The sequence below is a fragment of the Roseobacter sp. OBYS 0001 genome (assembly GCF_019654895.1).
In the GTDB taxonomy this organism is placed as follows: domain Bacteria; phylum Pseudomonadota; class Alphaproteobacteria; order Rhodobacterales; family Rhodobacteraceae; genus Roseobacter; species Roseobacter litoralis.
In genome coordinates this window covers 183,199-207,432 of record NZ_BPES01000006.1, presented here as the reverse complement: position 1 = coordinate 207,432, position 24,234 = coordinate 183,199, and the positions used below count along the sequence as shown (strand labels likewise).

Genomic DNA, 24,234 nt, shown 5'->3' with positions numbered 1-24,234 from the left:
CTGCCCAGCCGCAACCGCAACCGCCGCACGCGTTCTCATCATAGTCAAACTCTCCTTCTAATTCGCAGGAACAGAAAGCGCAAAGCCTTGGATGTCAAGGCAGGCGCGGTGGTTTCAGTGACTCGCGTTGAATGAATTCAGTCGCGAAGGTCGTGGAAGACAGATCAGTCTCCCCGGCAATCTTGGCCAATAGGAATTGCGCTGCCGCGCGACCCATTTCGATCTGGGGCACACGCACCGTTGTCAGCGCCGGTGTGACCACACGCGCCAGCCCCACATCGTCAAAGCCAACGAAAGACATCTCATCCGGTAGCGACATGCCAATCTCACGTGCGCGCATCATCGCACCGGCGGCCAGCGCATCATTCGCACATAAAACCACGGTCGGCTTTTCCGCCTGCGCCATGATCTGATCAAACGCTGCAGCAGCATCGTCGATCAAATAGGGTGCTTCGACCTCATGGGTGATACGCGCGCCATCGCCAAATCGCGCCACAGCGGCATAGACACCATCGCGTCGCGCCTTGGCACGATCGTTGCTGGCCGTCTGGCCACTGATGACAGCGATACGCCGATGCCCAAGGCGCATTGCACGTTCTGCTGCGTCACCCGCCGCTGTCGCGTTATCAAACCCCGCGAAAAACTGCCCCTCACGGCTGACGTTACACCACGAGACCACATGCGCCACTCTTCGTTTGTCGATAAAATCCCACGTCTTGTCGGGCCGGTCATTCCCGATCAGCATCAGCCCATCGGCCCCCTGCCCGACCAGTGATTTAATCTGGCGGAATTCCTGTTCAGAGTCGAACCCCGTCGTTGCAACCAGCAGAGTGACACCATCAACCGCCAGAGCCTCCTGAAAAGCCTGAAGGCCGCTTGCAAACATCGCGTTGGCCATCGAAGGGATTACGGCACCAACAGTGTTCGTTCGGCTTGACGCGAGCGCACGACCGCCAAAGTTTGGCGTATATCCAAGAGTTTCAATCGCCTTTTCAATCTTCTCCCGTGTACTTGCTGCAACTTTGTCAGGATCGTTCAACGCCCGCGAAATGCTCGCAGTCGAGACCCCGGCCATTTTGGCCACATCTTCCAGAGTGGGTGCTGTAGATTTGACCATCTCACCATCGCCTGACGCTTAGGGTCCAGAGTACGGACCTGGTTGATGTAAGCGCTTGCATTGGGCCATGCAAGCGCTTACACATCTGCATACCAAGGGATTCTATTGGTGGGCAACCCCAACATTGATCCACCAAACATATGTGACACGCTGGAGGCGCGAAATGGCTCGTGAATATCTGAAAAAAGCTGAAAAGACCGCGATGACAGATGCGGGGGACGTGCGCGAGACCGTTCAGAATATTCTGAGCGACATAGAGGCCGGCGGAGATGCCGCGGCGATGCGCTATGCTGAAAAGTTCGATAAATACACCGGCAATGTCATCCTGACCGCAGAAGAGATCGACGCCGCCAGCGCCAAGGTCAGCCAGAAACTGAAAGACGATATCGCGTTTGCACATGACAACGTGCGCCGCTTCGCTGAGGTGCAAAAATCCACGATGAAGGATGTGGAACTTGAAATCGTTCCCGGGTTAATCGCTGGCCAAAAGGCCATCCCCGTGCGGGCTGCCGGATGCTATGTTCCCGGCGGGCGTTACAGCCACATTGCAAGTGCGATCATGACCGTCACCACCGCAAAGGTCGCAGGCTGCCAGCATATCACCGCATGTTCGCCGCCGCGACCCGATGTCGGGATCAATCCCGCGATCGTCTATGCCGCCAACCTCTGCGGTGCCGACAAAATCCTGTCCATGGGTGGGGTTCAGGGGGTCGCCGCCATGACCTTTGGCCTCTTTGATTTGCCAAAAGCGGATATTCTGGTCGGTCCGGGCAACCAGTTTGTCGCCGAAGCCAAGCGCATTTTGTTTGGCCGTGTCGGCATTGATATGATTGCAGGGCCAACCGACAGTCTTGTGCTGGCAGATGCCTCTGCCGACCCCTTCATGGTCGCGACAGATCTCGTCAGCCAGGCAGAGCACGGATATAACTCTCCGGTTTGGCTCGTAACAGATACCCGTGCGTTGGCTGAAAAGGTCATGGAATTGGTACCGGGTCTTATCGACGACCTGCCAGAACTGAACCGGGATAACGCGTTTGCCGCATGGCGTGACTATGCCGAGGTGATCGTCTGTGCCAACCGCGAGGAAATGGCCGACTGCTCAGACGATTACGCCCCCGAACACCTGACTGTACAGGCCGAAGACCTGCCGTGGTGGCTGGACCGGCTGCAGTGCTACGGCTCGCTCTTTCTGGGCGAAGAGACAACCGTTTCATTTGGTGACAAGGCATCCGGGACCAACCACGTGCTGCCCACATCGCGATCCGCAAAATACACTGGCGGTTTGTCAGTGCATAAGTACATGAAAATCGTAACTTGGCAGCGCTCCACCCGGGATGGCGCGCGCCCGGTGGCCGAAGCCACGGCGCGGATTTCTCGTCTGGAGGGGATGGAAGGGCACGCGCGCGCCGCGGATGCGCGTCTGCACAAGTACTTTCCGAACGAGAACTTTGACCTCTCAGCAGTGGATTAATTCAGGTGAGCGCGCTCTTTGATGTCAGCGGCAAGGTGGTCTGCGTGACAGGTGCCAGCAGTGGTTTGGGCCGACAAGCCGCCACGATGCTGGCACAGGCAGGCGCCAAAGTCGTCGGCGTCGCGCGTCGCGCAAAGGAATTGGACGCCTGGCATCGTGAGACAGAGGGGCAGACCGCCTGCGTCATAGCCGATCTGGCAGACAGGGATGCCTTGAAAGATGTGGCCACAAAGGTCGGTGTACCATTTGGCGCGGTGGATATCCTGATCAATGCCGCTGGAATCAATACACGTCAGCATGCAGATGAGGTGACCGATGCAGGGTGGGATGTGACCCTGAACCTCAATCTTGCGGCACCCTTTTTTCTCGCCCAAGCGCTTGTCCCAGCGATGAGACAAAACGGGTGGGGCCGGATCATCAATTTCGCCTCTCTGCAATCGCAGCGTGCCTTTCCCAATGGTATCAGCTATGGCGCGTCCAAAGGCGGGGTGGAACAGATGACCCGCGCCATGGCCGAGGCATGGTCAGGCCACGGCATCACCGCGAACGCCGTGGCACCCGGTTTTTTCCGCACGGAACTGACGGGGCCGGTATTTGCCAATCCCGAACTGGCGCAGCGCAACGCGGATCAGACCTGCATCGGACGCAACGGCGAACCTGTCGACCTTGATGGTCCGCTGATGTTTTTCTGCGCGCCCGCGTCTGACTATGTAACCGGCCAGACCCTTTTCGTTGACGGAGGTTTTACAGCAAAATGAAGGCATTAGTCTATACTGACATTGCGCAATTGACCTATCAGGACCGCCCTTTGCCAACCCCCAACGCGGACGAACATCTGGTGCGCATCGAGGCATCGGGGATTTGCGGGTCGGACATGCATGCCTTTCTCGGTCATGATGAACGCCGCCCTGCCCCACTGACACTTGGACACGAAGCAGCCGGTGTCGTGGTTGGCGGACCGATGGACGGGCGACGCGTCACCCTCAATCCGTTGGTCACCTGCCTGTCCTGCGACGATTGCAACGCAGGCCGCGAGAACCTTTGCACCAACCGGCAGATCATATCCATGCTGCCACGCGAGGGCGCTTTCGCAGAATACGTCTGCGTGCCCGAGCGTAATCTTGTGACGGTGCCAGATCACGTCGACCTTGAAAAAGCAGCATTGGCCGAACCTATCGCCTGTGGTTGGCACGCCGCCCGGCTCACGCGTGCTGTCGTGGGCAGCGACCTTACGGATACGCGGTGCGCAGTGATCGGCGGGGGCGCAATCGGCGTTGGCGCTGCCTTGGCGCTTGCAGCACAGGGCGCGCGGGATATCACGGTGATTGAGCCGAATGAGCTGCGCCGCGCGCGTCTTGCTGATGTTGCAGGTTTTGAGGTTTGCGCGCCGGATGAACCTGCCGCGCCCGAAGCGGGCAGCGTTGACCTTGTGATTGACGGTGTGGGCTATGCGGCCACCCGTGCTGCTGCCTGTATGATGGCCCGTCCGGGCGGGGTGATCGGGCATATCGGCCTCGGGAGCGGTGAAGGCGGTCTTGATGTGCGCCGGATGACTTTGCAGGAAATCACCTTTATTGGTACATACACCTATACGGCGCAGGATTTCCGCGACACGGCTGAGGCCATTTTCGACGGGCGGCTCGGGCCTCTTGACTGGATCGAGACACGCCCCTTGGCGCGGGGTCAAAGCGCGTTTAACGATATACGCAACGGTAAGGTCGCATCGCCCAAAATCGTCCTGATCCCCGAACACGCCGACTAACCCGCCGCCTGCAACCGAAAAAGGACACACCATGTACAAGAAGATCATCGTCTGCCTCGCTCTTGACCACGGAATAAGCGAAACCGCGCTGGCCAAGGCGAAACTGCTGCTGGATGACGGCGGCGAAATCATTGCACTGCATGTCCACGAGTTGCCATCGGGCACCACGAACGCCTATGTCACCGACGATATCGTGGAACGTGAACGGGCGAATGCTGAAAAACGGCTGTTGGAACGCGTGCAGGGTATTCCCAGCGCCAAGGCTGTCTTGATCAACGGCCATACCGGCCGGTCGATCGCGCAATATGCAAAGGAACAAAACGCCGATTGCATCATTCTGGGGTCTCATAAACCGGGGTTGAGCGATTTCTTTCTCGGCTCTACTGCGGCGAGGATTGTACAGCAGGCGCATTGCTCTGTCGTTGTGCTGCGCTGAACTGGCTCCTGCCTTTCTAAAAAATACGACTTTCACTTCAATCTGAATTCGAGGAGGCCACATACGTGTCCATCAGTTCCAAAATTGTGGACGATTTCATCGCAGAAGGCGTTGAATTCATTACCACAGTTCCGTGCAAACAGCTTGCCGGCGTCATCGACGAAGTCGAGGCACGACCCGAAATCCACCACGTCCCGTCCAATAAGGAAGACGAAGGCATGGGGTTGTGCGCGGGGGCTTTCATGGGGGGCAAGAAACCTGCCATCATCATGCAGAACACCGCGATTGGGGTCACGATCAACACGCTGGCCACGCTGACGCAATACTACCGGATGCCGCTGCCCATGTTGATCTCCTATCGGGGCGAGTTGCGCGAACCCGTGGCCTGTCAGGTCGAGATGGCGGTGCACACCAAGGCGCTGTTGAACCAGATGCTGATCCCCACGTTCCACTTCCATAAGGAATCCGATGCAGCCGAACTGCCTGAGATTCTGAAATACACATTCATGTGCAACAAACCTGTGGCGATCCTGACGGATGCGTCCTTCTGGGGAGGCTATGGCGACCAATGATCCGTTCTGAAATCCTGCGCGAAATCGCGCCCATCCTTCGGGATCACCTCGTTGTCTGCAACATCGGTCTGCCCAGCCAGGAACTGCATATGATCGACGACCAGCCGACCAATTTCTACATGCTCGGCACCATGGGTTTGTCGTCTTCCATCGGGCTTGGCCTTGCCATGGCACAGGACAAAACCGTGATCTCCATTGACGGGGACGGCTCTGTTCTGACCAATATGGGCACTCTGCCTACTATCGCCAACAACGTCGCGGACAACTATATCCTGATGATCATCGACAATGGATCTTACGGTTCCACCGGGGATCAACCGACTTACGCGGGCAAGAAAACGTCGCTGGCGGCAGTGGCATCGGCCTGTGGCTGTGAAAACGTGATCGAGTGTCAGGACAAAGACACCGGCGAGGTTCTGCAAAAAGCCATCGACAGCAAGCAGATGACGATCATCGTCGTGAAATGCGACAGCGGCAACATCAAACTGCCTGTGATCACCATGGACCCGGTCGTTATTCGCGACCGCTTCATGAAGGCGGTTCAGGCCTGATCTGATGGGAGCGACCATCCACAGCTATGACGACGCCCGCCGCATCGCGCGGCGGCGTCTGCCTTGGATGGTCTTTGACTACATTGACGGGGCGGCGGGCAATGGCGTGGCCGAAGCGCGCAACCTCGCCGCCCTGCGAGACGTCGAATTGCAGCCGCGCGTGCTGCGCAACGTTGCGCGTCGCGACATCGGTGTGCAGGTGTTTGAGCACGCGGGCCAAGCTCCCTTTGGCATCAGCCCGATGGGCATGTGCAATCTGTCAGGTCCCGGCGCAGATGTGATGCTGGCGCGCATTGCTGCGAAACATCAGGTGCCTGTCGGTGTCTCGACCGTTGCGTCCACCTCACTGGAAACGATGATCGAAGAGGCGCAGGGACACGCCTGGTTTCAGCTCTACTTTTCCGGGGATGGCAGCGGCACGGCCAAACTGGTGGAGCGTGCCAAAACCGCCGGATACAAAACGCTGATCATGACGCTGGATGTGCCCGAAGTGGGGCGACGTCCGCGCGAATTGCGGCGTGGGTTCAAGATGCCGTTCAGGATCGGTCCGATGCAATTCATCGACTTTGCCCTGCATCCACGCTGGTCCCTCTCCAGCCTCATGGCAGGCGCGCCCGATCTGGCAAACTTCCAGACACCGGAGTTTACCTTTGATCGCACCGAAAGCCGCGCAGCCGCAGATTGGGATTTCCTCAAGCGCCTGCGCGACAGTTGGGATGGCCATCTGGTGGCCAAGGGTGTGACGGATGTTGACGATGCCTTGCAGCTGAAAGCGCAGGGCGTTGATGCCATTCAGGTCTCAACCCATGGCGGGCGCCAGCTTGACAGCGCGCCGCCCCCCATTCTTGCGCTCAAACGAATACGCGACGCGATCGGCCCGCAGTACCCCCTGTTTTATGACACCGGGATGCGGTCGGGTGAGGACGTCGTCAAAGCCTATCAAATGGGCGCCGATTTTGTCTTCTTTGGGCGCGGGATGCAATTTGCGATTGCGGCGGGCGGGCGCGATGGGCTTGAACAATATTGGAACCTGCTGGCGGATGAGACCAGCCTCACCCTAGCCCAGATGGGCTTGACCACCCTGCCCAATCGGAGCGACGTCACCCGTTAGCCAAATGTGGATGACTGCTAAAACTTGTCACTCTGCACGCCTATTTTGGTCCGGCCTGACCACCATGCGTTCAAACAGCTACTTGCGGATCGTAAGGGCGCTCCAAGGACAGCGTCTGCTTGAGCCGTTTCCATGTCGCCTCTTCAAACCGGTCGGGCCACACGACACCCAGTTCTGCGGCTTGTCGCCGGGCGCGCGGCAGAAAAGCACCAGCATAGGCAAGATGCGCCGCGATCATGCCCTCACGGGTGGGCAAAGGCGGCGGCAGCGAGATCAGAAGCTCTTGCTGAGCATCCGTCAACAGCCGATTGAGATGCAGGATGCCGCCACGGTGGGGCGCGTTGGTTTCTTCCACTAGCAAATCAACCAGTAACTGCCTGAGGTGATAGACGCCCAAGACACCGTTGATATATTCCTTGCGACCCTCAGCCAAAGGCAAAAGCCCGAGTATTCTAATAAAATCCTCCACCTGACGCAGGAATTTATCCGGGTCTCGCACCCTCGAAGGCGCTTGCGGCGTCAATTGATCGTATAGTCGCTCGGGATCGAAAACGACCTTCAGTGTGTTCTGATAATGCGAAGCCAGCTGCTCAGGCTTGAGAATGATCAGGTCAATGCGCATCCAGTCTTCGGTGATCGCATTGATGAGAACGGGTATGTTCTTGCGATCCCACCACAAAACAATCGTTCCGGTCTGCGACACCGCTTCGCGCCATGCGGCGGCAATCGCATCTGTTGCGCCATTCTCGCACACCAAAACGAAGTCCAGATCGCTATAGGCATCGGCCATGCCGTTCCCGTGACTGCCACTTAGAAACAGGGCTTGAACCTCCGGCACGTCCTGCAGGGCTGCTGCGATGGTGTTGATCTTCGAATTGTCTGACATTGGGGTGCACCTTTTCTGGGACCCAACGGTTTTACCACTGGAAACAATCATTGCCAAATCGCCCCTGCCCTGTCAGATGCAGCCCGCTAGCGAATAATCCACTGCGTCGCGGTATCCTCCTGCCATCCTGTCTGATGCAAAAGGGGCGTGTCTGACTCCGTTTCTGCATACCCCAGGCACAGGTATCCGGTCAGCGACCACTCTGGCGGGACGCCCAATGTGGCGCACACATCATCCGGATCAAGGATCGACACCCAACCGACGCCAATATTCTCGGCCCGTGCCGCCAGCCACAATGTGTGGATCGCCATCGCGGTTGAATAGGACAACATCTCCGGCATGCTTTGCCGCCCCAAGCCTTTGCCCTCTTCCGGTGCGGTATCGGTAAACACAGCCAGATGAACGGGTGCATCGCGCAGCCCTGCCAGTTTCAGCGCCAGATAGGCCTGCTGATCGCTGCCGGAGTAAAGCTGCGCGGCCTCGGCATTGCTCGCTTCGAAATTCGCGATGATCCGGGCGCGCAAGGCAATGTCTTCGATCTGAAGAATACGCCAGGGGCGCGAATTTCCGACCGATGGCGCGCTGTCCATGCTGGCGCGCAGGCGTCCCAGCACCTCCGGCGCGACGGGATCGTTGCGAAAATGCCGGACATCACGACGCCACGTCAGGATATCCTGCAACGCTTGTCGATGTGTCTGTGTCAGTTTCACCGCTTGCCCTTTTCTGGCATCCTATCAAATCAACCTGTCCGCAAAAGGCATTTCACAGCCTCATCCGTCGCCTTTGCGCAGCAAATACGTATCCATGATCCAGCCATGATCCGCGCGGGCCTTGGCGCGTTTTTCCACGATCTGCGTGCCGACAGCGCGCAGACGCCCCTTGATGGTTATCTGTTCGGGCATGCCCAGAAAAGCCCCCCACCAGATCATGAGGTCCGGATCATCCAGCGCCATGAAACTGCATTTACCATCCAGCATCACAACGGCAGTCTCTGCATTGCCCGGCAGGCCATGGGTGCGCAGTTGCTGGCCCGTGGTGACGCAGACCGATCCATCGATGGTGTTGAAGGGGATGGCGTGTGCGGCCGTCAAAGCCTGCAAAGCCGTGACCCCCGGCACAACCCGGATCGTCGGGCGCGGCGACAGGCGCTCGGCAATGCGCAGGGTGCTGTCGTATAATCCGGGATCGCCCCAGACCAACAGGGCAACCGGACCTGTGATTTCTGTTTCTGCCAAAGCGCCCTGCCACGCCAGCGCGATCTGATCATGCCACAGCGCCACACGTTCCTGATAGGGCAGTGTTTCATCGCGCACCGGCATCTCGAACGGCACGACCTTTGCCTGCGCGCCTGCTGCTTCGATGATTTTCAGACGCACCGTGGCGAGGTCATCCTTGCCCGCCCCTTTGCGCGGCAAGAGGATCACGGCTGCGTCGCGGATCGCCTGCCGGCCTTCCAGCGTGATATGCGACATCGCGCCGGTGCCAATCCCGATAAGCCACAGATCAGAGATCATAGCGCGCGCTACCCTTCTGCCAGAGGTCCATAGAAAATCAGCGCCGGTTTTGATCCGACCTCTGACGTCAATGCGGCAACCAGTGCCGCAACGGTGGTTCGGGTGATTGTCTGCTCCTGCGTGCCTACCGCCTCGGCGAGGATCGCAGGCGTTTCGGGGGGCAGACCCCGCGCCATCAGGGCCTGCGCCAGTCTTGGAAAGGTCCGTTTGCCCATAAAGACGACCGTGCAGGCGGTTTTATCGGCAAGTGCTGTGAGGTCCAGATCATCCGGCAAATCCCCCGATGCGTCATGCCCTGTCACAAACTGGACACGACGCGCGGTGAACCGGCGTGTCAGCGGGATGCCGCAGGCAGCAGCAGCGGCAATGGCGGATGGCACGCCGGGAATGATCTCGTATTCAATGCCGGCGGCGCGCAGCGCCACGAGTTCTTCTTCGAGGCGGCCAAACAGACCGCTGTCGCCCGATTTCAGCCGCACGATACGCCCGCCTGCCTCGGCGTATTCGACCAGCAAACGGCTGACGTGCTGTTGACGGGGTGACGGGCGGCCCGCCCGTTTACCCACACCCACCAGATCGGCGCCCTGCCTGGCATGGGTCAAAATCGGGCCAGAGGATAAATCATCAAACAGAACGGCATCCGCGCGCTTGAGCCGGTCCACCGCCTTGAGGGTCAGCAACTCCGGATCGCCCGGCCCGGAGCCGACGAAAGAGACAAAACCGCTCATGCTGCCTCTGGCGTAATGAGGTGAAAAAATGTCCCCGTCACATTGCCGCGCAACGACCCGGTTTCAGGCACCGGGTTGCCATCGGCATCGAACACATCCGCCAGCGCCGCATCCGGTTGCTCCAGAATGGTCGAATAATGAAACTCATGCCCGCGCAGCGCCTGACCGGTGGCAAAACCGGGCATCGCCGCCCCCAGAACGGCACGACGATAGCCAAGGTGGAATTTCCTTTTCTCATAAGAGGTCACAAGGCCAAGCAACCCGGCCATCGCATGGGTGTTGCCCTCCTTGTCGATCAATGCGGTGCCAAGCGCCATGTATCCACCGCATTCCCCATGTACCGGGCGCGTCTCTGCATGGGCGCGCAAACCAGCGAGAAATTGCGACGCCGCAGCCAATTGCCCTGCGTGCAATTCCGGATACCCGCCGGGCAACCATACCAGATCAGCGCTCGTATCAGGTGCCTCATCGGCCAGCGGCGAAAACGGTAGGATCTCGGCCCCCGCAGCGCGCCAGCCCTTCAGCAGATGCGGGTAGGTGAACGAAAAGGCGGCATCTTGCGCAAGCGCAATGCGCTGTGCGGGCGGGCGCGGCAGCCCGCCGCCTGATTTCTGCACAGCACCCGCCGCCGCCGCACGGATCGCCGACAGATCGACATGCGCACGCAGGAATTCGGCATATCCCGCAATCGCGGTTTCCAGATCGGGATGTTCAACCGCCTGAATAAGGCCAAGGTGACGTTCCGGCAGGCTCAGATCTCCCCGGCGGGGCAAAACGCCCAAAACCGGGATGCCAGCCTTGTCCATGCCAAGGCGCGCAAGCCGTTCGTGACGCGGGCTGGCCACGCGGTTCAGGATCACGCCCGCAAAGGGCAAATCCGGCGCATAGGCTTTGAACCCCAGTGCCGTGGCCGCCGCCGATTGCGCCTGACCGCCCACATCGACGACCAAAATCACCGGCCAGCCCATCCGCATCGCCGTCTCCGCGCTGGAGCCAAAGCCGGTCTGGCCTTTTGTGGCGACCCCATCATACAGCCCCATGGACCCCTCCGCGATACAGATATCCGCGTCCATCATCTCAGCCGCGATCCCATTCAGCAGCGCGGGGTCCATCGCCCAGGTATCAAGGTTGAACGAGGGCCGCCCGCTGGCTGCACGGTGAAACGCCGGATCAATGTAATCAGGCCCGGATTTATAGGGCTGCACCGTCAATCCGTCATCACGCAAGGCGCGCAACAGGCCCAGCATCACGGTTGTTTTCCCCGTCCCCGAGGAGGGCGCGGAAATCAGCAGGCCGGGGGGTACGTCAGTCATCGCCATGTCTCCATCCCGACCACGGGCTTTGTGCCGATTGTGGTCTGTAACGTCTGTCATAATCAGCGGCGTATAACCGGCTTTCCGCGAAATCCTCACCGCCGATGGCCGGGCCGACCAAAATCAAGGCGGTGCGTGAAATGTCCGGATCAAGCTGGGCCTGCACCGTGGCGAGCGTGGCGCGCAACACACGTTCATCGGGCCAACTCGCGCGAAAAACCACAGCGACCGGGCACGCCGCACCATAATGCGGGGTCAGTTCCTCAACCACTTTGGCAAGGTTCCCGATCGACAGATGCAGCGCCAGCGTGGCCCCTGTCGCACCAAAATTCGCCAGCGTCTCACGTTCTGGCATGGACGACGCCCGGCCCTGCGTTCGGGTCAGAACCAGTGATTGGGACAGCCCCGGCAGCGTCAACTCCTGCCCCAGACTTGCGGCGGCGGCGGCAAAAGACGGCACGCCCGGCGTCACGCTAAAGGGGATATCCAGCGCCTTGAGACGTCGCAATTGTTCGCCCATGGCAGACCAAAGCGACAAATCCCCCGAATGCAACCGCGCCACATCCTGCCCGGCGGCATGGGCATCAGCAATCTCAGCGATGATCGCATCAAGGTCCAAGGGTGCCGTGTTAATGATCCGCGTCCCCGGCGGGCAATGGTCCAACACAGCCTCAGGCACGAGCGACCCCGCATATAGGCACACCGGGCAGGCGGCGATCAGATCCCGCCCGCGCAGCGTCAGCAAATCCGCGGCACCCGGGCCTGCACCGATGAAATGAACCGTCATGCGCCCTCTCCTATCGCCAGTGCACAAGTTGCCTTGCCATCGGATGATTTGACGCGCGGTGCAAGCAGTTTCGCGCCCGGCCCGGCTGCGGCAAGGGCTGCGGCCTCGGCTACCGATCCGGTGCCCCGCGCCGCCTGTGACACCGCCGATTGCGTTTGCGTCACCTGTTTGCGCAAGGCCGGTGCGGACACAGCGATGATGGGCAAAGACATGTCAGCGGCGAGGGTCCGAAACCCCTTGGCACACGTTTTGTCGTCTATGGTTGCGATTGCATCAACGGTGGTTTGTGACCCTGTTTCAGACAGCGCATCCCTGAGGCTGGCCGCTGTTGCTGCGGATTGGAACCCAAAACCTGCCACGATCATAGCACGCCGCTCCACTGCACGAGGGGATAGGATGGCTTCCACGCGGTTTTGGCACCCAACGGTTGCGCGGTCGACACATCAATACGCAACAACTCACCCCCCTTGCGCGCATGCGTTTCCGCCAGCAGGCGTTCAGCCTCGAGCGTGACGGCGTTGGCGACAATGCGCGTTCCGGCGGGCAATAGTCCCACCAGCGCATCCATCATTTCCGCACTTATTCCGCCCCCGATGAACACCGCATCAGGGCTTGGCAACCCGGTCAGCACATCGGGCGCCTCTCCGTGGACAACCCGCAAACGATCCACCCCAAGCGCCGCTGCGTTGTGTTCAATCAGCCGCACGCGATCTGCGCGCGGCTCAACCGAAATGGCGCGGCACGCCCGGTGCGCCAGCAGCCATTCGATGCCGATGGACCCAGACCCGCCACCGATGTCCCACAGCAACTCCCCCGGTTTCGGTGCGAGGGACGACAGGGTTACGGCCCGCACCGGGCGTTTGGTCATCACGCCGTCGGTTTCGAAGATTGCATCCGGCAGACCAGCAGCGACGGGCAGCACTGCCCCGGCGCCCTTGGGCTTGAGCGCCACGCAGACCGGATGCTGAAATGCGCGGGGCTGCACGTCGTCGGCACGCAGTGACGTGCATTTTTCACGCGGCCCGCCAAGCGCCTCCATCACGGTCAGCTCGCTTTCGCCAAACCCTTCGCCTTGCAGGTATTGCGCAAGCGCGTGCACGGCATCCCCATCGCGCAACAAGACCACAAGCTGAAGATGTGGTGCAAGAAAGGGACGAAGCCGCGTCAATGGAGCCGCATGCAAGCCAAGACAGATCGTCTGATCAATCGCCCAGCCCATATGGCTCGCCGCCCGCGAAAAAGTGGATGGCGCGGGCAGGCATCGCCACTCGCCCGCCTCAAATTCACGCGCAATCACGGAGCCTGCGCCGAACCAGAACGGATCACCCGACGCCAGAACCACGACCTTTTGCCCCCGCAGGGATGCCAAAAGCCCTATCCCGTCAGAAAACGGCACAGGCCATTCGATCAGCCTGGCAGTGGTCTCGGCGAGCAATGACAAATGCCGCCGCGGCGCCATGATCACCTCGGCAGCGGCAAGGGCCTTATGGCTTGCAGGGGGCAGGCCATCCGGTCCATCTTCGCCCAGACCGATGATGGTGATCCAAGGGGCTTTAGTCATGACGCCAAACCTGCTGATACTCGGCGGCACGACCGAGGCCACGGCGCTGGCCAATGCGCTGGCTAAAGCTGGGGTCAAAGGCACCGTGTCTTTTGCGGGGCGCGTGGAACGACCGATCCGCCAACCCTTGCCGCAGCGTGTCGGCGGTTTTGGTGGCGCAGAAGGTCTTGCGCGTTACATGCGGGCGGAAAAGATCACCCATCTGGTCGATGCAACCCATCCGTTCGCCGCGCAGATGAGCCGCAATGCGGTCGCGGCCTCTGCGCAGGCCGAGGTGCCGATGATCGCCCTGACCCGTCCCAAATGGGACCCCGAACCGCAGGACAAATGGCAGCATGTTGCGGATATCGCGGGGGCCGTTGCGGCGCTTGAGCGCGCGCCGCTGCGGGTGATGCTGGCGGTGGGGCGCATGCATCTGGCCGATTTCGCGCCCAACCCGCAGCATTTTTATCTGTTGCGGCTGGTGGATCCGCCCAAGGCGGCGCTGCCCCTGCCCGACGCACAGGTGATTGTCGCGCGTGGCCCATTTACCGAACCCGACGACCGGGCTTTGATGCAGGAGCACAGGGTCGACATCGTCGTGTCGAAAAATGCCGGCGGCAGCGGCGCCTATGCCAAGATCGCCGCCGCGCGCGCGCTTGGGCTGCCGGTCATCATGATCGACCGCCCGTCTGTGCCGGAGCGGCACGAGGTCGCGACCCCCGCTGACGTGCTGGCCTGGCTCAGCCATCAGGAGACCGACCGCGGGGTATAAACGATGGGATCGCCCGCCCGTTCAATCAGCCGCGTCTGGGATGAACCGACCAACACCACGGTGCGCATATCCGCCATTTCAGGCGTCGCCTCGGCAAGCCGCACCACATCGATCTTCTGCTCGGGCGTGGAAACCGCGCGGGCAAAAATCAGCAACCGCTCAGGTGCGCACCCCTCGCGCAGAACATCGAGGACACGGGCAAAACCATCGGGGCGCGCTTTGGAGCGTGGATTGTAAAAACCCATTGCAAAATCAGCCTCCACCGCCAGTCGCAGCCGCTTTTCGATCAGATCCCATGGTTTCAGGTTATCGCTCAGGTTGATCGCGCAAAAGTCATGACCAAGCGGCGCACCCGCCGCCGCCGATGCGGCGAGCATGGCGGTGATGCCAGGCAAAACCCGCACATCCAACGCGCGCCACGTCGCATCGCCCGCTTCAAGGGCTTCGAAAACAGCCGAGGCCATCGCAAAGACACCTGGATCACCAGAGCTGACCACCACCACACGGCGGCCATCGGCAGCCATCTGCAAAGCGTGGCGCGCGCGATCCAGTTCCACCCGGTTGTCGCTTTCGTGCAAGGTCAAACCGGCGCGCGGCGCAATGCGGCGCACATAGGGAATGTAGCCGACGATATCTGTGGCCTGCGCGATTGCCGCCATCACTTCAGGGGTAATGCAGCTCTCCCGACCCGGTCCAAGACCCGCGATGATGACCCAGCCGCTCACGGCCTGCGGCCCTGTCCATGCACGATGATGATTGAAAAATAGGGCAGCGTTTCCGCGTCGAACTCGGCCAGAGGGCAGATTTCCTGCCCCTCCATGCTGGCGTATTTCACAAGGATCGCGCGCTCCGCCTTGCCCGCCGCCGCCAGTGCCCGGCGCACCTTGGGCAGGTTGCGCCCGATTTTCATAACGACCAATGCATCGGCCTGTGTCATCGCATTGGTTAACGTCTCTTCGTCCAGCGTCCCCATGACGGTCGACAGGATGTCATCGCCCCATGTGATCGGCGCGCCACTCGCTGTCCAGGCGGCAGACATGCCAGTGATGGCCGGAATGACTTCGATCGGCAGACTGTCTTTCAAACGCGTGTAAACATGCATGAAAGAGCCATAAAAGAACGGGTCCCCCTCGCACAGCACCACAACGTCTTCGCCCGCTTGCACAAGCGTTTGCAGATGCGCGGTGCAGTCGGTGTAAAAGGCCGAAAGTGCCGCATTGTAGCGCGGATCAGACAGCGGGATCTCGGTCGTGACGGGGTATTCCATCGCAAAGGGCACCACATCATCGCGCAACATCCCATCTACAATGGTGCGCGCGCGACCGGCCCGGCCTTTCTTACGGAAGTAGGCAATGTTGCGGGTCTCGCGCACGAGACGATCTGATTTGACGCTCATCAGCTCCCGATCACCGGGACCCAAACCGACGCCATATAAAACGCCGGTCATTCCGCGCGGCTCGCGATGGCATTGATGGCGGCGACGGTGATGGCGCTGCCGCCCAGACGACCCTCGACAATGATCGATGGCACCGGGTTCGCCGCCCATAACGCGTCTTTGCTCTCTCTTGCGCCGACAAACCCGACGGGGCAGCCGATGATCGCCGCAGGCCGTGGGCAGTCCGGATCTTCGAGCATCTCCAGCAGGTGAAACAGCGCGGTTGGCGCATTGCCGATCGCCACAACCGCGCCCTCCAGACGGTCCCGCCAAAGCTCAAGCGCTGCAGCCGAACGCGTTGTGCCAAGTCTTGCGGCCATGTCCGGCACCCGGGCATCCCGCAGGGTGCAGATCACATCGTTATCGGCGGGCAGGCGTTTGCGTGTCACCCCTTCGCTCACCATATAGGCATCGCAAAAAATCGGCGCACCCCGCATCAACGCATCCCGCGCCGCTGCGACCATGCCGGGGGCAACTTTCACATGCTCTTCCAAGCCCACCAAACCTGCAGCGTGGATCATGCGCACGACGACTTGCTCTTCGTCGGGTGCAAAACGCTCCAACGCCGCTTCGGCACGAATGGTTGCGAAGCTTTCCAGATAGATGGCCGCCCCATCTTTTTCATATTGGTAAGGCATGGCTACTGTGTCAGTTCCTTGAAAACGTCATCTATGGACAATCCGCGCGCAAACGGCTCATCCCATGCAGCGCCATGCCTGACAAGATCGAATTTACCGTCCGCACCGACCAGAGTGACATCCGCAGGCCCGGCATGCGCGCAGCCCTTCGCGCAGCCCGACACATGCAGGCTTTGTCCCTTGGGCATGCGGGTGGCAAGTGCCTCAGCCAAGGCACGGGTTTCGGTTTCGCCCTGTTCACAAAGCGGCGCACCGGGGCAGGCATGGACATTCAGGATATGCGCACCGGGTTTCGTAACGAAACTGTCGGTGACGACCTTTGAGGCCCCTTCGAGCAGGAACAGCCGCCACGGCGTGCAGCGCAGCCCTGCGACTGCGTCATCCGCGAACAAACCGATCAACCCGCGTGCATCCACCGCCCCGAAACCCGCACCCAAAAGGTATCCCTCAGGGCAAGGACCCGGTTGCGGTGTCGTGCCAGTGCGACGCGGCGCATGGCCCTGAAAACCGTCCGGCAGCGCGTTTCTTTCCAAGTGGCGGCGCATGCGGCCTGTCTGATCACCGCCGCTGTCGACAAACCACTGCGCAAGATCAGCAAGCGCGGACAGTGCCGTGTCCGGGCTGATTTCCATACCCGTCACGGCACCATCCGCGCGCAGAATCAAAGCTGTTTGTGCGCCACGTTCGAACCTGAAATCACCCGAGGCCAAAGACAAAAGCGGCTGCGCACCTGTATCAAAGACAATCCCCATTTTGGCGGGCAAGTCCGGCAAAGCCCGCAAGCCTGCCACGATCCTTGGATACAGGTTTTCGGTGAGGCCATCCTGCCCCCAGAAAGGCGTCGTAAGGATGTTCCTGCGCGCCTCATCCTCTGCTGTGGCATCCAAAAGGCCCGCATCCATAAGCGCTTCCAGTAGTGCACCGTGCCGGTCCTCATCCACGCCCCTGATCTGGAGGTTGCCCCGCGAGGTCAGATCAATCACGCCATTGCCATAGCCGATCGCGAGTTCGGCCAGCCTGCAGGCTTGGGTGCGATCCAGACGGCTCATCTGAGGACGCACGCGCACAACCAGCCCGTCGCCCGAGGCCATCGGGCGATGCGCGCCCGGGCACCATCCCTTGACGCGGGGGGCCTTGGCAGACGCAGCGCGGTTCATTCCGCCGCCTCCAGCGACGCAAGGATCGAATTACGCCGCGATTTCCACAGACCCGCCGCGTGCAGCGCTGCAAACCGGTCCCGCATGGCGGCCAACGCCGCAGGGTTCGCATCTGCAAGAAAGGCCGTGACATCCGCATCGCCCAAAGTGGCATCAAAATAGAGATCGAACAGATGCCCCGGCACCACATCGGCAAGCTGGGCAAAGGCAGCCATGTTTTCCAGTGTCGTAGCGATTTCCGCCGCCCCGCGAAAGCCATGCCGCTGCATGCCCGCAATCCAATCCGGTTGCGTGGCGCGCGCATGAACCACGCGGGCGATCTCTTCGGTCAGGGTGCGGGTGCGCGGGTTTTCGAAATCGGTCGCATCCATATGGTAAAGTGCTGCGCTCCCACCGGTGACTGATTTGGCGGCGGCGAACCCTGCCTCATGGGTGGCGTAGTCTTCGGCCAGCAGCACATCGGTTTCCGGCAAGTCCTGAAAGTGCAGGAACGCAGTCGCCTTGCTGACCCGCGCCTTGATACCAGCGGCGTCTTGCTGCACTTTATCCCCGTCGAGCGCCCAGCTTGAGGCGGCCAGCCAGGCTTCCCCTGCCGCCAGTTTGGCTGCCTCGGAATAATCACCGATATGGGCCCCCATGGCGACGCCGAAACTGCCCGGTGCCGGGCCGAAAACGCGCGTGGTGTCAGCCCCTGCGTAGGGGTTCCAGTCGGGCGCTTCATCGCGGGCGGCCAAGGCGCGCACCGCTTGCGAAAACAGCGCTGTAAGTGTTGGGAACACGTCGCGAAACAGCCCCGACACGCGTAAGGTCACATCCACGCGCGGGCGGTCCAATTTAGTGATCGGCAGCACCTCGATACCTGACACACGCTCGGACCCTTCATCCCAGACCGGGCGCACACCCAGCAGGCAAAGCGCCATCGCGAACTCCTCGCCCGCCGTGCGCATGGTGGCCGACCCCCAGAGATCCACGATCAGACTGCGCGGCCAGTCGCCTTCGTCCTGCAGATGTCGGCGCACGAACTCATCCGCCAGCCTGCGCCCCTGTTCGTAAGCCGCCCGCGTCGGAACGGAGCGTTGGTCTATGGTATAAAGGTTGCGCCCGGTGGGCAGCACATCAAGCCGCCCCCGGTAGGGCGATCCGGACGGGCCGCCCGCGATGCGTTTGCCATCCAGCGCCGCCAAGAGGGCTGCACTCTCGCATCGCGCGGAAAGGCTCGCATCAAAAGTGGTATCCACCTGCGGCGCGCGGCCCCAGATATGCAAACCATCCCCGAACTGGCTGTCCTTGATGTCACAGACAAAGCGGTCGATGCGCGTGATGGCCTCCGCCGCGCAGGACACGCCGTCCAACCCCAATTCATGTTCCACACCCAGCGCCTGCGCCTCATCACGGATATTCTCCTGCAACAGATCGCGGCGGCGCGGATCAAGCCCGTCCGCATTGGAAAATTCATCCAGCAAAGCTTCAAGCCGTACCAGCCGCAGCGGCGTCGCAGTGGGGCGCAGGGGCGGCGGAATATGCCCCAGCGTCACAGCCCCGATGCGGCGCTTGGCTTGTGCCGCCTCGCCGGGATCATTCACGATAAAGGGGTAAATCACCGGCGTCGCCCCGGTCAGCGCATCCGGCCAGCATGCGTTGGACAGGGCGACCGACTTGCCCGGCAACCATTCCAGCGTGCCATGCGCCCCGATGTGAACGATGGCATCCACCTGCGTGCGCAGCCACAGATAGAACGCCACATATTCATGGCGCGGGACACGCGACAGGTCGTGGTATTCTTCATCGCGTTTCTGCGGTGTGCCACGCTCTGGTTGTAGCGCGATCCAGACATTGCCACGCCGCACGGCCGGCATCGCAATCGCGACACCTTCAGGCGGATCGTCCCATGCTACCGTGAGATCGTCGCGCAGGCTCTGTGGCAGATTGGCCAGCAGCGCCTGATAGTCACGCGCATCGAGCAGTTGGTCGGCGCTCTCAAAATCCTGCGCGGTAACGTGTCCGTCGGTCGCGTAGCCCGCACCTGCCAAATCCTCAAGGATCGCGGAGGCAGAGCCAAGCGCGTCCATCCCCACAGCATGCGCGAGGTTCCACTCGCGCCCCGGGTAGGTGGACATCACCAATGCTATGCGGCGTTCACTGGCGGGTTTGGACGCCAAATGGACCCAAGCCGCCACCCGATCCGCGATTGCCATGATCCGCTCAGCGTGGGGGCGGTGCACAAAGCGCGAATATTGCAAATCCGCGTCCCTCTTTTGCGGCTCCTTGAAAGAGGCGACACCGGCGAACAGCCGTCCATCAACTTCTGGCAGCACCACATGCATGGCCAGATCAGCAGGGGACAACCCGCGTTCTGCTTCGGCCCATGCCGCCTGCCGCGAGGTGGCCAGCGCCATCTGGAAAACCGGCACGTCACCTGCGTCCAGCGGCGAGGCGCCGCGCGTGCCCTGTCCGGAAAATGACGTCGCATTGACGATTGCAACGGGGCTGAGATGGGCCACCTGACGGGTTAACCATTCCGCGGCACCCGAAGCCTTGAGTGACGGTGCAAACAGCCCCATCACGGCAAACCCATTGGCGCGCAGCGCGGCAAAGACCTGTTCAATCGGTGCCAGATCGGCGGCCACCAGAAACGAGCGGTAAAAGACGACCAGCACCAGCGGGTCCGTGGCCTCCTTGGCCAGAACCGGACAGGTCACACCATGTTCCGGTGTCCAGCCCCCGACCGAGGGCAACGTCTTGGCCCCGCGCACAGGCCCTGCATAAAGCCCCGAGGCCAGCGCCATCTGCGCCAGTGCCGCCTGCCATGCAACCACACCACCGGTATCACAAAGCTTTTGCAACTGACGCAATGTGGACACCGGCAAGGTCGAGACCGCATCAAGGCGCGTATCCGTGCGCCCGTCCGCAGGCAGCACGGCCAGCGCAATGCCCTTGGCCCGCGCCAGAGCCTCGATCTGCTGCAGGCCATAGGGCCAGTAGGGCACACCGCCAATCAGCCGAATAAGAATACCCTTTGCGCTGCACAGCGTTTGTTCGACATAGGTATCGACCGACAGCGGGTGTTTCAGCGCCGTGATATTGGCCAGTCGCAAGCCGGGCAGCCGGCCCTCGGGCCCGCCCCCCTTGCGCCACGCCTCCGCCAAAGCACCGAGGTCTGAATCAGACAGGCTGAGCACAACCAGATCGGCGGGCGTCTGCCCCAGATCGGTTGGCGTTTCCGTCTCTTCCAGACCATGGCTTTCGCGAAAGACGACATGCATGGCAGGTTACTCGGCAGCCGCAGGGACAGGGACCAACACGGATTGCACCGCCTCATAGCTCACGTCATCATGTTCAGCGATCACGACCAACCGGCCCCGGCGCGGTTCATTCTCCGCCCAAGGGCGGTCAAACTGATGGCGCACGCGCGCGCCCACCGCCTGCACCAAGAGCCGCATAGGTTTACCGACAACGGAGGCATAGCCTTTGACGCGCAGGATATTCTGCTCCTTGGCCAGGACCTCGATGCGGGCAACCAGTTCGGCCGGATCGGACACTTCGGGAATCTCCACCACGATGGATTCAAAATCGTCATGTTCGTGATCATCATGCCCATCATGATGCGAGGGGCGCGCGTCCATATCGTCTTCGGCGGCGGCCTCCAGCCCCAGAATGACGCGCGGATCAATCAGCCCTTCAGCAACCTCAATCACCGGGATCGGGCGCGGGCTGCGCGCGGCGATTTCCTCTTTGGCTTTGGCCACGCCTTCGGCACCGGCCAGATCGGGCTTGGTCAGCAGGATAATATCCGCGCAGGAAATCTGGTCTTCAAAGACCTCGGACAAGGGCGTGTCATGATCAAGGCTTTCATCCGCAAGGCGCTGCGCGTCCACCGCCGCCACATTCGACGCAAAGCGGCCCGCGGCCACAGCCTCGGCATCGGCCAGCGCAATGACGCCATCCACCGTGATTTTCGAACGGATATCCGGCCAGTCAAACGCCTTGAGCAGCGGTTTCGGCAGGGCAAGGCCAGAGGTTTCAATCACGATGTGCTCCGGACGCGGCTCCAACGCCATGAGCGCTTCGATGGTCGGGATGAAATCATCCGCGACTGTGCAGCAGATGCAGCCGTTCGCAAGTTCCATGATGTTTTCTGCCGGGCAATCCGGGATCGCACAGCCTTTGAGGATTTCACCATCCACGCCCACATCGCCAAATTCATTCACCACAACCGCCAGACGTTTGCCGCCGGGGTTCTGAATGAGGTGCGAAATCAGCGTGGTTTTCCCGGAGCCGAGAAACCCGGTGATCACCGTGACGGGAAGTTTTGCAAGATCAGCCATTGTTGTCCTCCAGCGGCGGTATGCGCGCGATACAGTTACGTTTGAAATGTTCCGGGCGGGTGCGCCACGGGATCAGACCATCACTGGTCTCATGATAAAGGGCGGCCCCCTCTATCAGCGTGTCCAGATGCGACGCCTCATGCAGGTTTCCGTACAGATAGGTCCATTTGGCCCCGCCCCCCCGCAGCGCGACGGAACACCCGGAATCGCAGTTTTGCAAACATTCCACCGCCCGCAGTTCCAGCCCCTCGGGCAGACCGCGCGATTGCAATTCATCAAACAAGCGCTGGCCCGGACGTTCGCCGTCGTCGGTGACGTCGGTGCCGCGTTTGCATTTGATGCACACCAGTATCTCTGTGCGCTCACCCATGGGGGCGGCCAGTGCAGGTTACATCATTGTCCGTTAAAACAGCATGTGCCGTCATCATATCATTCCTTTCCGGAGCACCCCGCCCGGTCTTATGTTGCGTTTGTGATGGCAGGTCTCCTGGCTCGCGGGTCACCGCGCCTCTTTTGCCTTCCCAACCCGTCTTTCGGTCAGTGGCGTGCGACAGAGGCACTCTTCGCTTACAGTTGCGGGGGCAGCCACGGCATTTCACCGCGTTCCCTTTTATGTCCCGGCCTGAACCGGAACAACCATCGTGCCCTGCATTTTCCAGCGATGGCGTGGGAAGTCAATGGCGCACCGCCTTGTCCGGCGATTATCGCTTTCTGATTGGCCAACTGGCGGTAGAGTACGCGTGTTTCACCACGCCACAGGGTGCCGCCAGATACCCGCGTGACAGCGGATAACGAGGCTGCAACTATAACCATCAGAAAACACGCCGGTGTTCAGACCGCCGGCCCCACATTCGGAGGCCATGTGCCAAACACACTGACAAGCCGCGCGGATCGGATGCACATGCGCGTTTCGTATCGCGCAATCGTCGCTTTGTTCCGCCGGGTCGCCGCCACATGAGCGGTATCCTCACATTAAACACCGGCTCGTCATCGCTGAAATTCGGGCTTTACCGGGATGCGCCGGAACCCCAGATGCTGCTCTACGGTCAAGTCGATGAAATTGGCGACAACGCACGATTGATCCTGAACACCAGCGGGGAAAAAACCAAACAGAAGGTATCGGCCCCCACGCCCGCTGCCGCGCTGGATCATGTTATCAAGGCGCTGGCACCGCATATAACCGGGTTGCCCATCCACGGGGTGGGCCACAGGATTGTGCATGGCGGCACGGATTTTACGAAACCCACGCTGCTGACCGGCGATGTAATGGCGGCGCTTGCCCGGTTCAACCCGCTCGCACCGCTCCATCAGCCCCATAACCTGGCCGGGGTTGAAGCGGCGCGCGCGGCCTTTCCGGATTCTGTTCAGATCGGGTGTTTTGACACGGCGTTTCACCGGGGCCATCCGTGGGTCAATGACACCTTTGCCCTGCCGCGCGCCTTTTATGACGAAGGTGTGCGGCGCTACGGGTTTCACGGGGTCAGCTATGAATACATCACTGGGGTCATCAAAACCACCTACCCCGACCTGCACAAAGGGCGGCTGGTGATTGCGCATCTGGGCAACGGGGCGTCTATGTGTGCGATTACCAACGGAAAAAGCGTCGGGTCCACCATGGGATTTTCGGCATTGGATGGTTTGCCCATGGGCACCCGCTGCGGCCAGATCGACCCCGGTGTGGTGCTGTATCTGCTCACGCAAAAGGGCATGGCCCCCCTTGAAGTGATGGAAATGCTCTATTCCAAAAGCGGGCTGTTGGGCCTGTCGGGGATCACCAGCGATATGCGCGAACTTCTGGCCTCGGATGATCCGCAGGCGCGCGAAGCAATCGACTACTACGTATTCCGCGCCCGGCGCGAAATCGGGGCGCTGACGGCGGTGCTGGGGGGGATTGATGCGCTGATCTTCTGCGGGGGCATCGGTGAAAACGCAGCCCCTATCCGCAGCCGCATCGTTGAGGGGCTGGAGTACCTGAACATTACGGTTGACCCGAAGCAAAACCAGCGCAATGCGCGCGATATCGGCACGGGATCAACACGCGTGATGGTCATCCCGACGGATGAGGAACGCATCATCGCGCGCGCGGTTCATGCGGCAATATCATAGGGCATGACGC

General features: G+C 60.9%; 25 protein-coding genes and 1 riboswitch. Of the genes, 9 read left to right on the top strand and 16 right to left on the bottom strand.

The window, feature by feature from the left end:
• Positions 1 to 94 precede the first annotated feature (94 nt).
• Positions 95 to 1,117: a LacI family DNA-binding transcriptional regulator gene (locus tag K5Q35_RS14215; protein ID WP_220800025.1), complete on the bottom strand. Its 1,023-nt coding sequence runs from the start codon at positions 1,115 to 1,117 to the stop codon at positions 95 to 97.
• A gap of 163 nt (positions 1,118 to 1,280) precedes the next feature.
• Here K5Q35_RS14215 and hisD point away from each other — a divergent pair, with 163 nt between their 5' ends.
• The 7 genes from hisD (at position 1,281) to K5Q35_RS14180 (ending at position 7,020) form a co-directional block, all read left to right on the top strand.
• Entirely contained in the window at positions 1,281 to 2,588 is a 1,308-nt protein-coding gene (hisD, locus tag K5Q35_RS14210) for a histidinol dehydrogenase (RefSeq protein ID WP_013960606.1), read from the top strand.
• A gap of 5 nt (positions 2,589 to 2,593) precedes the next feature.
• Positions 2,594 to 3,346 (top strand): SDR family NAD(P)-dependent oxidoreductase, encoded by a 753-nt coding sequence (locus K5Q35_RS14205; RefSeq protein ID WP_220800024.1) that lies wholly within the window; start codon positions 2,594 to 2,596, stop codon positions 3,344 to 3,346.
• The gene (locus K5Q35_RS14200) at positions 3,343 to 4,350 is read left to right on the top strand and encodes an alcohol dehydrogenase catalytic domain-containing protein (protein ID WP_220800023.1); all 1,008 of its coding nucleotides are present in this window, start codon (positions 3,343 to 3,345) and stop codon (positions 4,348 to 4,350) included. The genes K5Q35_RS14205 and K5Q35_RS14200 overlap by 4 nt, the downstream gene beginning before the upstream one ends.
• Before the next feature lie 31 nt (positions 4,351 to 4,381).
• Positions 4,382 to 4,786 carry a universal stress protein gene (locus tag K5Q35_RS14195; protein WP_013960603.1) on the top strand — a complete coding sequence of 135 codons (405 nt, stop codon included), beginning with the start codon at positions 4,382 to 4,384 and terminating at the stop codon, positions 4,784 to 4,786.
• Between the two features lie 65 nt (positions 4,787 to 4,851).
• The gene (gene comD / locus K5Q35_RS14190; protein ID WP_013960602.1) at positions 4,852 to 5,358 is read left to right on the top strand and encodes a sulfopyruvate decarboxylase subunit alpha; all 507 of its coding nucleotides are present in this window, start codon (positions 4,852 to 4,854) and stop codon (positions 5,356 to 5,358) included.
• Positions 5,355 to 5,909 (top strand): sulfopyruvate decarboxylase subunit beta, encoded by a 555-nt coding sequence (gene comE / locus K5Q35_RS14185; RefSeq protein ID WP_013960601.1) that lies wholly within the window; start codon positions 5,355 to 5,357, stop codon positions 5,907 to 5,909. The genes comD and comE overlap by 4 nt, the downstream gene beginning before the upstream one ends.
• Before the next feature lie 4 nt (positions 5,910 to 5,913).
• Positions 5,914 to 7,020 carry an alpha-hydroxy acid oxidase gene (locus K5Q35_RS14180; protein WP_220800022.1) on the top strand — a complete coding sequence of 369 codons (1,107 nt, stop codon included), beginning with the start codon at positions 5,914 to 5,916 and terminating at the stop codon, positions 7,018 to 7,020.
• Positions 7,021 to 7,090: 70 nt separating this feature from the next.
• Here the strand turns inward: K5Q35_RS14180 and K5Q35_RS14175 are convergent, their stop codons facing one another.
• The 8 genes from K5Q35_RS14175 to cbiE form a co-directional block, all read right to left on the bottom strand.
• Positions 7,091 to 7,906, bottom strand: coding sequence for an aminoglycoside 6-adenylyltransferase (locus K5Q35_RS14175; RefSeq protein WP_220800021.1), 816 nt, complete (start codon positions 7,904 to 7,906; stop codon positions 7,091 to 7,093).
• A gap of 86 nt (positions 7,907 to 7,992) precedes the next feature.
• Positions 7,993 to 8,616, bottom strand: coding sequence for a 5,6-dimethylbenzimidazole synthase (gene bluB, locus K5Q35_RS14170; protein WP_220800020.1), 624 nt, complete (start codon positions 8,614 to 8,616; stop codon positions 7,993 to 7,995).
• 60 nt (positions 8,617 to 8,676) lie between these two features.
• A complete protein-coding gene (gene cobF, locus K5Q35_RS14165) occupies positions 8,677 to 9,420 on the bottom strand; it encodes a precorrin-6A synthase (deacetylating) (protein WP_220800019.1) in 744 nt (247 codons plus the stop codon).
• Positions 9,421 to 9,428: 8 nt separating this feature from the next.
• Positions 9,429 to 10,148 (bottom strand): uroporphyrinogen-III C-methyltransferase, encoded by a 720-nt coding sequence (cobA, locus tag K5Q35_RS14160; RefSeq protein WP_220800018.1) that lies wholly within the window; start codon positions 10,146 to 10,148, stop codon positions 9,429 to 9,431.
• Positions 10,145 to 11,461: a cobyrinate a,c-diamide synthase gene (locus tag K5Q35_RS14155; RefSeq protein WP_220800017.1), complete on the bottom strand. Its 1,317-nt coding sequence runs from the start codon at positions 11,459 to 11,461 to the stop codon at positions 10,145 to 10,147. The genes cobA and K5Q35_RS14155 overlap by 4 nt, the downstream gene beginning before the upstream one ends.
• Positions 11,454 to 12,248, bottom strand: a complete 795-nt coding sequence (cobM, locus tag K5Q35_RS14150) for a precorrin-4 C(11)-methyltransferase (protein ID WP_220800016.1) — start codon at positions 12,246 to 12,248, stop codon at positions 11,454 to 11,456. The genes K5Q35_RS14155 and cobM overlap by 8 nt, the downstream gene beginning before the upstream one ends.
• Complete coding sequence (locus tag K5Q35_RS14145; RefSeq protein ID WP_220800015.1) at positions 12,245 to 12,613, bottom strand: cobalamin biosynthesis protein; 369 nt, start codon at positions 12,611 to 12,613, stop codon at positions 12,245 to 12,247. Before K5Q35_RS14145 ends, cobM begins: the two co-directional genes overlap by 4 nt.
• Positions 12,610 to 13,809, bottom strand: coding sequence for a precorrin-6y C5,15-methyltransferase (decarboxylating) subunit CbiE (gene cbiE, locus K5Q35_RS14140; protein ID WP_220800014.1), 1,200 nt, complete (start codon positions 13,807 to 13,809; stop codon positions 12,610 to 12,612). The genes K5Q35_RS14145 and cbiE overlap by 4 nt, the downstream gene beginning before the upstream one ends.
• Here cbiE and K5Q35_RS14135 point away from each other — a divergent pair.
• Complete coding sequence (locus tag K5Q35_RS14135; protein ID WP_220800013.1) at positions 13,808 to 14,563, top strand: cobalt-precorrin-6A reductase; 756 nt, start codon at positions 13,808 to 13,810, stop codon at positions 14,561 to 14,563. The genes cbiE and K5Q35_RS14135 overlap by 2 nt on opposite strands.
• Here K5Q35_RS14135 and cobJ read toward each other — a convergent pair.
• The 7 genes from cobJ to K5Q35_RS14100 are packed head-to-tail and all read right to left on the bottom strand — an operon-like array spanning position 14,539 to position 22,488.
• Positions 14,539 to 15,288, bottom strand: coding sequence for a precorrin-3B C(17)-methyltransferase (gene cobJ / locus K5Q35_RS14130; protein WP_220800012.1), 750 nt, complete (start codon positions 15,286 to 15,288; stop codon positions 14,539 to 14,541). The genes K5Q35_RS14135 and cobJ overlap by 25 nt on opposite strands.
• On the bottom strand, positions 15,285 to 16,010 hold the full coding sequence (locus K5Q35_RS14125) for a precorrin-2 C(20)-methyltransferase (RefSeq protein ID WP_220800011.1): 726 nt from the start codon (positions 16,008 to 16,010) through the stop codon (positions 15,285 to 15,287). Before K5Q35_RS14125 ends, cobJ begins: the two co-directional genes overlap by 4 nt.
• Positions 16,007 to 16,636, bottom strand: a complete 630-nt coding sequence (locus K5Q35_RS14120; protein ID WP_013960588.1) for a precorrin-8X methylmutase — start codon at positions 16,634 to 16,636, stop codon at positions 16,007 to 16,009. Before K5Q35_RS14120 ends, K5Q35_RS14125 begins: the two co-directional genes overlap by 4 nt.
• A 2-nt stretch (positions 16,637 to 16,638) precedes the next feature.
• Entirely contained in the window at positions 16,639 to 17,793 is a 1,155-nt protein-coding gene (locus tag K5Q35_RS14115; protein WP_220800010.1) for a precorrin-3B synthase, read from the bottom strand.
• Positions 17,790 to 21,056: a cobaltochelatase subunit CobN gene (gene cobN, locus K5Q35_RS14110; RefSeq protein ID WP_220800009.1), complete on the bottom strand. Its 3,267-nt coding sequence runs from the start codon at positions 21,054 to 21,056 to the stop codon at positions 17,790 to 17,792. Before cobN ends, K5Q35_RS14115 begins: the two co-directional genes overlap by 4 nt.
• A 6-nt stretch (positions 21,057 to 21,062) precedes the next feature.
• Positions 21,063 to 22,118, bottom strand: coding sequence for a cobalamin biosynthesis protein CobW (cobW, locus tag K5Q35_RS14105; protein WP_013960585.1), 1,056 nt, complete (start codon positions 22,116 to 22,118; stop codon positions 21,063 to 21,065).
• A complete protein-coding gene (locus tag K5Q35_RS14100; RefSeq protein WP_013960584.1) occupies positions 22,111 to 22,488 on the bottom strand; it encodes a DUF1636 domain-containing protein in 378 nt (125 codons plus the stop codon). Before K5Q35_RS14100 ends, cobW begins: the two co-directional genes overlap by 8 nt.
• 89 nt (positions 22,489 to 22,577) lie before the next feature.
• Positions 22,578 to 22,774: riboswitch (cobalamin riboswitch) on the bottom strand.
• Positions 22,775 to 23,072: 298 nt separating this feature from the next.
• Here K5Q35_RS14100 and K5Q35_RS14095 point away from each other — a divergent pair.
• Positions 23,073 to 24,224, top strand: coding sequence for an acetate/propionate family kinase (locus tag K5Q35_RS14095; RefSeq protein ID WP_220800008.1), 1,152 nt, complete (start codon positions 23,073 to 23,075; stop codon positions 24,222 to 24,224).
• The last annotated feature ends 10 nt before the right edge of the window (positions 24,225 to 24,234 follow it).

What these genes read in the sequence shown, in the direction of transcription:
- comE (WP_013960601.1), top strand. Translation starts at nt 5,355, where the DNA reads ATGATCCGTTCTGAAATCCTGCGCGAAATCGCGCCCATCCTTCGGGAT.
- cbiE (WP_220800014.1), bottom strand. Translation starts at nt 13,809, where the DNA reads ATGACTAAAGCCCCTTGGATCACCATCATCGGTCTGGGCGAAGATGGA.
- K5Q35_RS14175 (WP_220800021.1), bottom strand. Translation starts at nt 7,906, where the DNA reads ATGTCAGACAATTCGAAGATCAACACCATCGCAGCAGCCCTGCAGGAC.
- cobN (WP_220800009.1), bottom strand. Translation starts at nt 21,056, where the DNA reads ATGCATGTCGTCTTTCGCGAAAGCCATGGTCTGGAAGAGACGGAAACG.
- K5Q35_RS14145 (WP_220800015.1), bottom strand. Translation starts at nt 12,613, where the DNA reads ATGATCGTGGCAGGTTTTGGGTTCCAATCCGCAGCAACAGCGGCCAGC.
- K5Q35_RS14215 (WP_220800025.1), bottom strand. Translation starts at nt 1,117, where the DNA reads ATGGTCAAATCTACAGCACCCACTCTGGAAGATGTGGCCAAAATGGCC.
- K5Q35_RS14135 (WP_220800013.1), top strand. Translation starts at nt 13,808, where the DNA reads ATGACGCCAAACCTGCTGATACTCGGCGGCACGACCGAGGCCACGGCG.
- K5Q35_RS14195 (WP_013960603.1), top strand. Translation starts at nt 4,382, where the DNA reads ATGTACAAGAAGATCATCGTCTGCCTCGCTCTTGACCACGGAATAAGC.
- K5Q35_RS14095 (WP_220800008.1), top strand. Translation starts at nt 23,073, where the DNA reads ATGAGCGGTATCCTCACATTAAACACCGGCTCGTCATCGCTGAAATTC.
- hisD (WP_013960606.1), top strand. Translation starts at nt 1,281, where the DNA reads ATGGCTCGTGAATATCTGAAAAAAGCTGAAAAGACCGCGATGACAGAT.
- K5Q35_RS14200 (WP_220800023.1), top strand. Translation starts at nt 3,343, where the DNA reads ATGAAGGCATTAGTCTATACTGACATTGCGCAATTGACCTATCAGGAC.
- cobW (WP_013960585.1), bottom strand. Translation starts at nt 22,118, where the DNA reads ATGGCTGATCTTGCAAAACTTCCCGTCACGGTGATCACCGGGTTTCTC.
- K5Q35_RS14125 (WP_220800011.1), bottom strand. Translation starts at nt 16,010, where the DNA reads ATGACCGGCGTTTTATATGGCGTCGGTTTGGGTCCCGGTGATCGGGAG.
- cobM (WP_220800016.1), bottom strand. Translation starts at nt 12,248, where the DNA reads ATGACGGTTCATTTCATCGGTGCAGGCCCGGGTGCCGCGGATTTGCTG.
- K5Q35_RS14100 (WP_013960584.1), bottom strand. Translation starts at nt 22,488, where the DNA reads ATGGGTGAGCGCACAGAGATACTGGTGTGCATCAAATGCAAACGCGGC.
- K5Q35_RS14155 (WP_220800017.1), bottom strand. Translation starts at nt 11,461, where the DNA reads ATGACTGACGTACCCCCCGGCCTGCTGATTTCCGCGCCCTCCTCGGGG.
- cobA (WP_220800018.1), bottom strand. Translation starts at nt 10,148, where the DNA reads ATGAGCGGTTTTGTCTCTTTCGTCGGCTCCGGGCCGGGCGATCCGGAG.
- cobF (WP_220800019.1), bottom strand. Translation starts at nt 9,420, where the DNA reads ATGATCTCTGATCTGTGGCTTATCGGGATTGGCACCGGCGCGATGTCG.
- K5Q35_RS14115 (WP_220800010.1), bottom strand. Translation starts at nt 17,793, where the DNA reads ATGAACCGCGCTGCGTCTGCCAAGGCCCCCCGCGTCAAGGGATGGTGC.
- K5Q35_RS14180 (WP_220800022.1), top strand. Translation starts at nt 5,914, where the DNA reads ATGGGAGCGACCATCCACAGCTATGACGACGCCCGCCGCATCGCGCGG.
- K5Q35_RS14120 (WP_013960588.1), bottom strand. Translation starts at nt 16,636, where the DNA reads ATGCCTTACCAATATGAAAAAGATGGGGCGGCCATCTATCTGGAAAGC.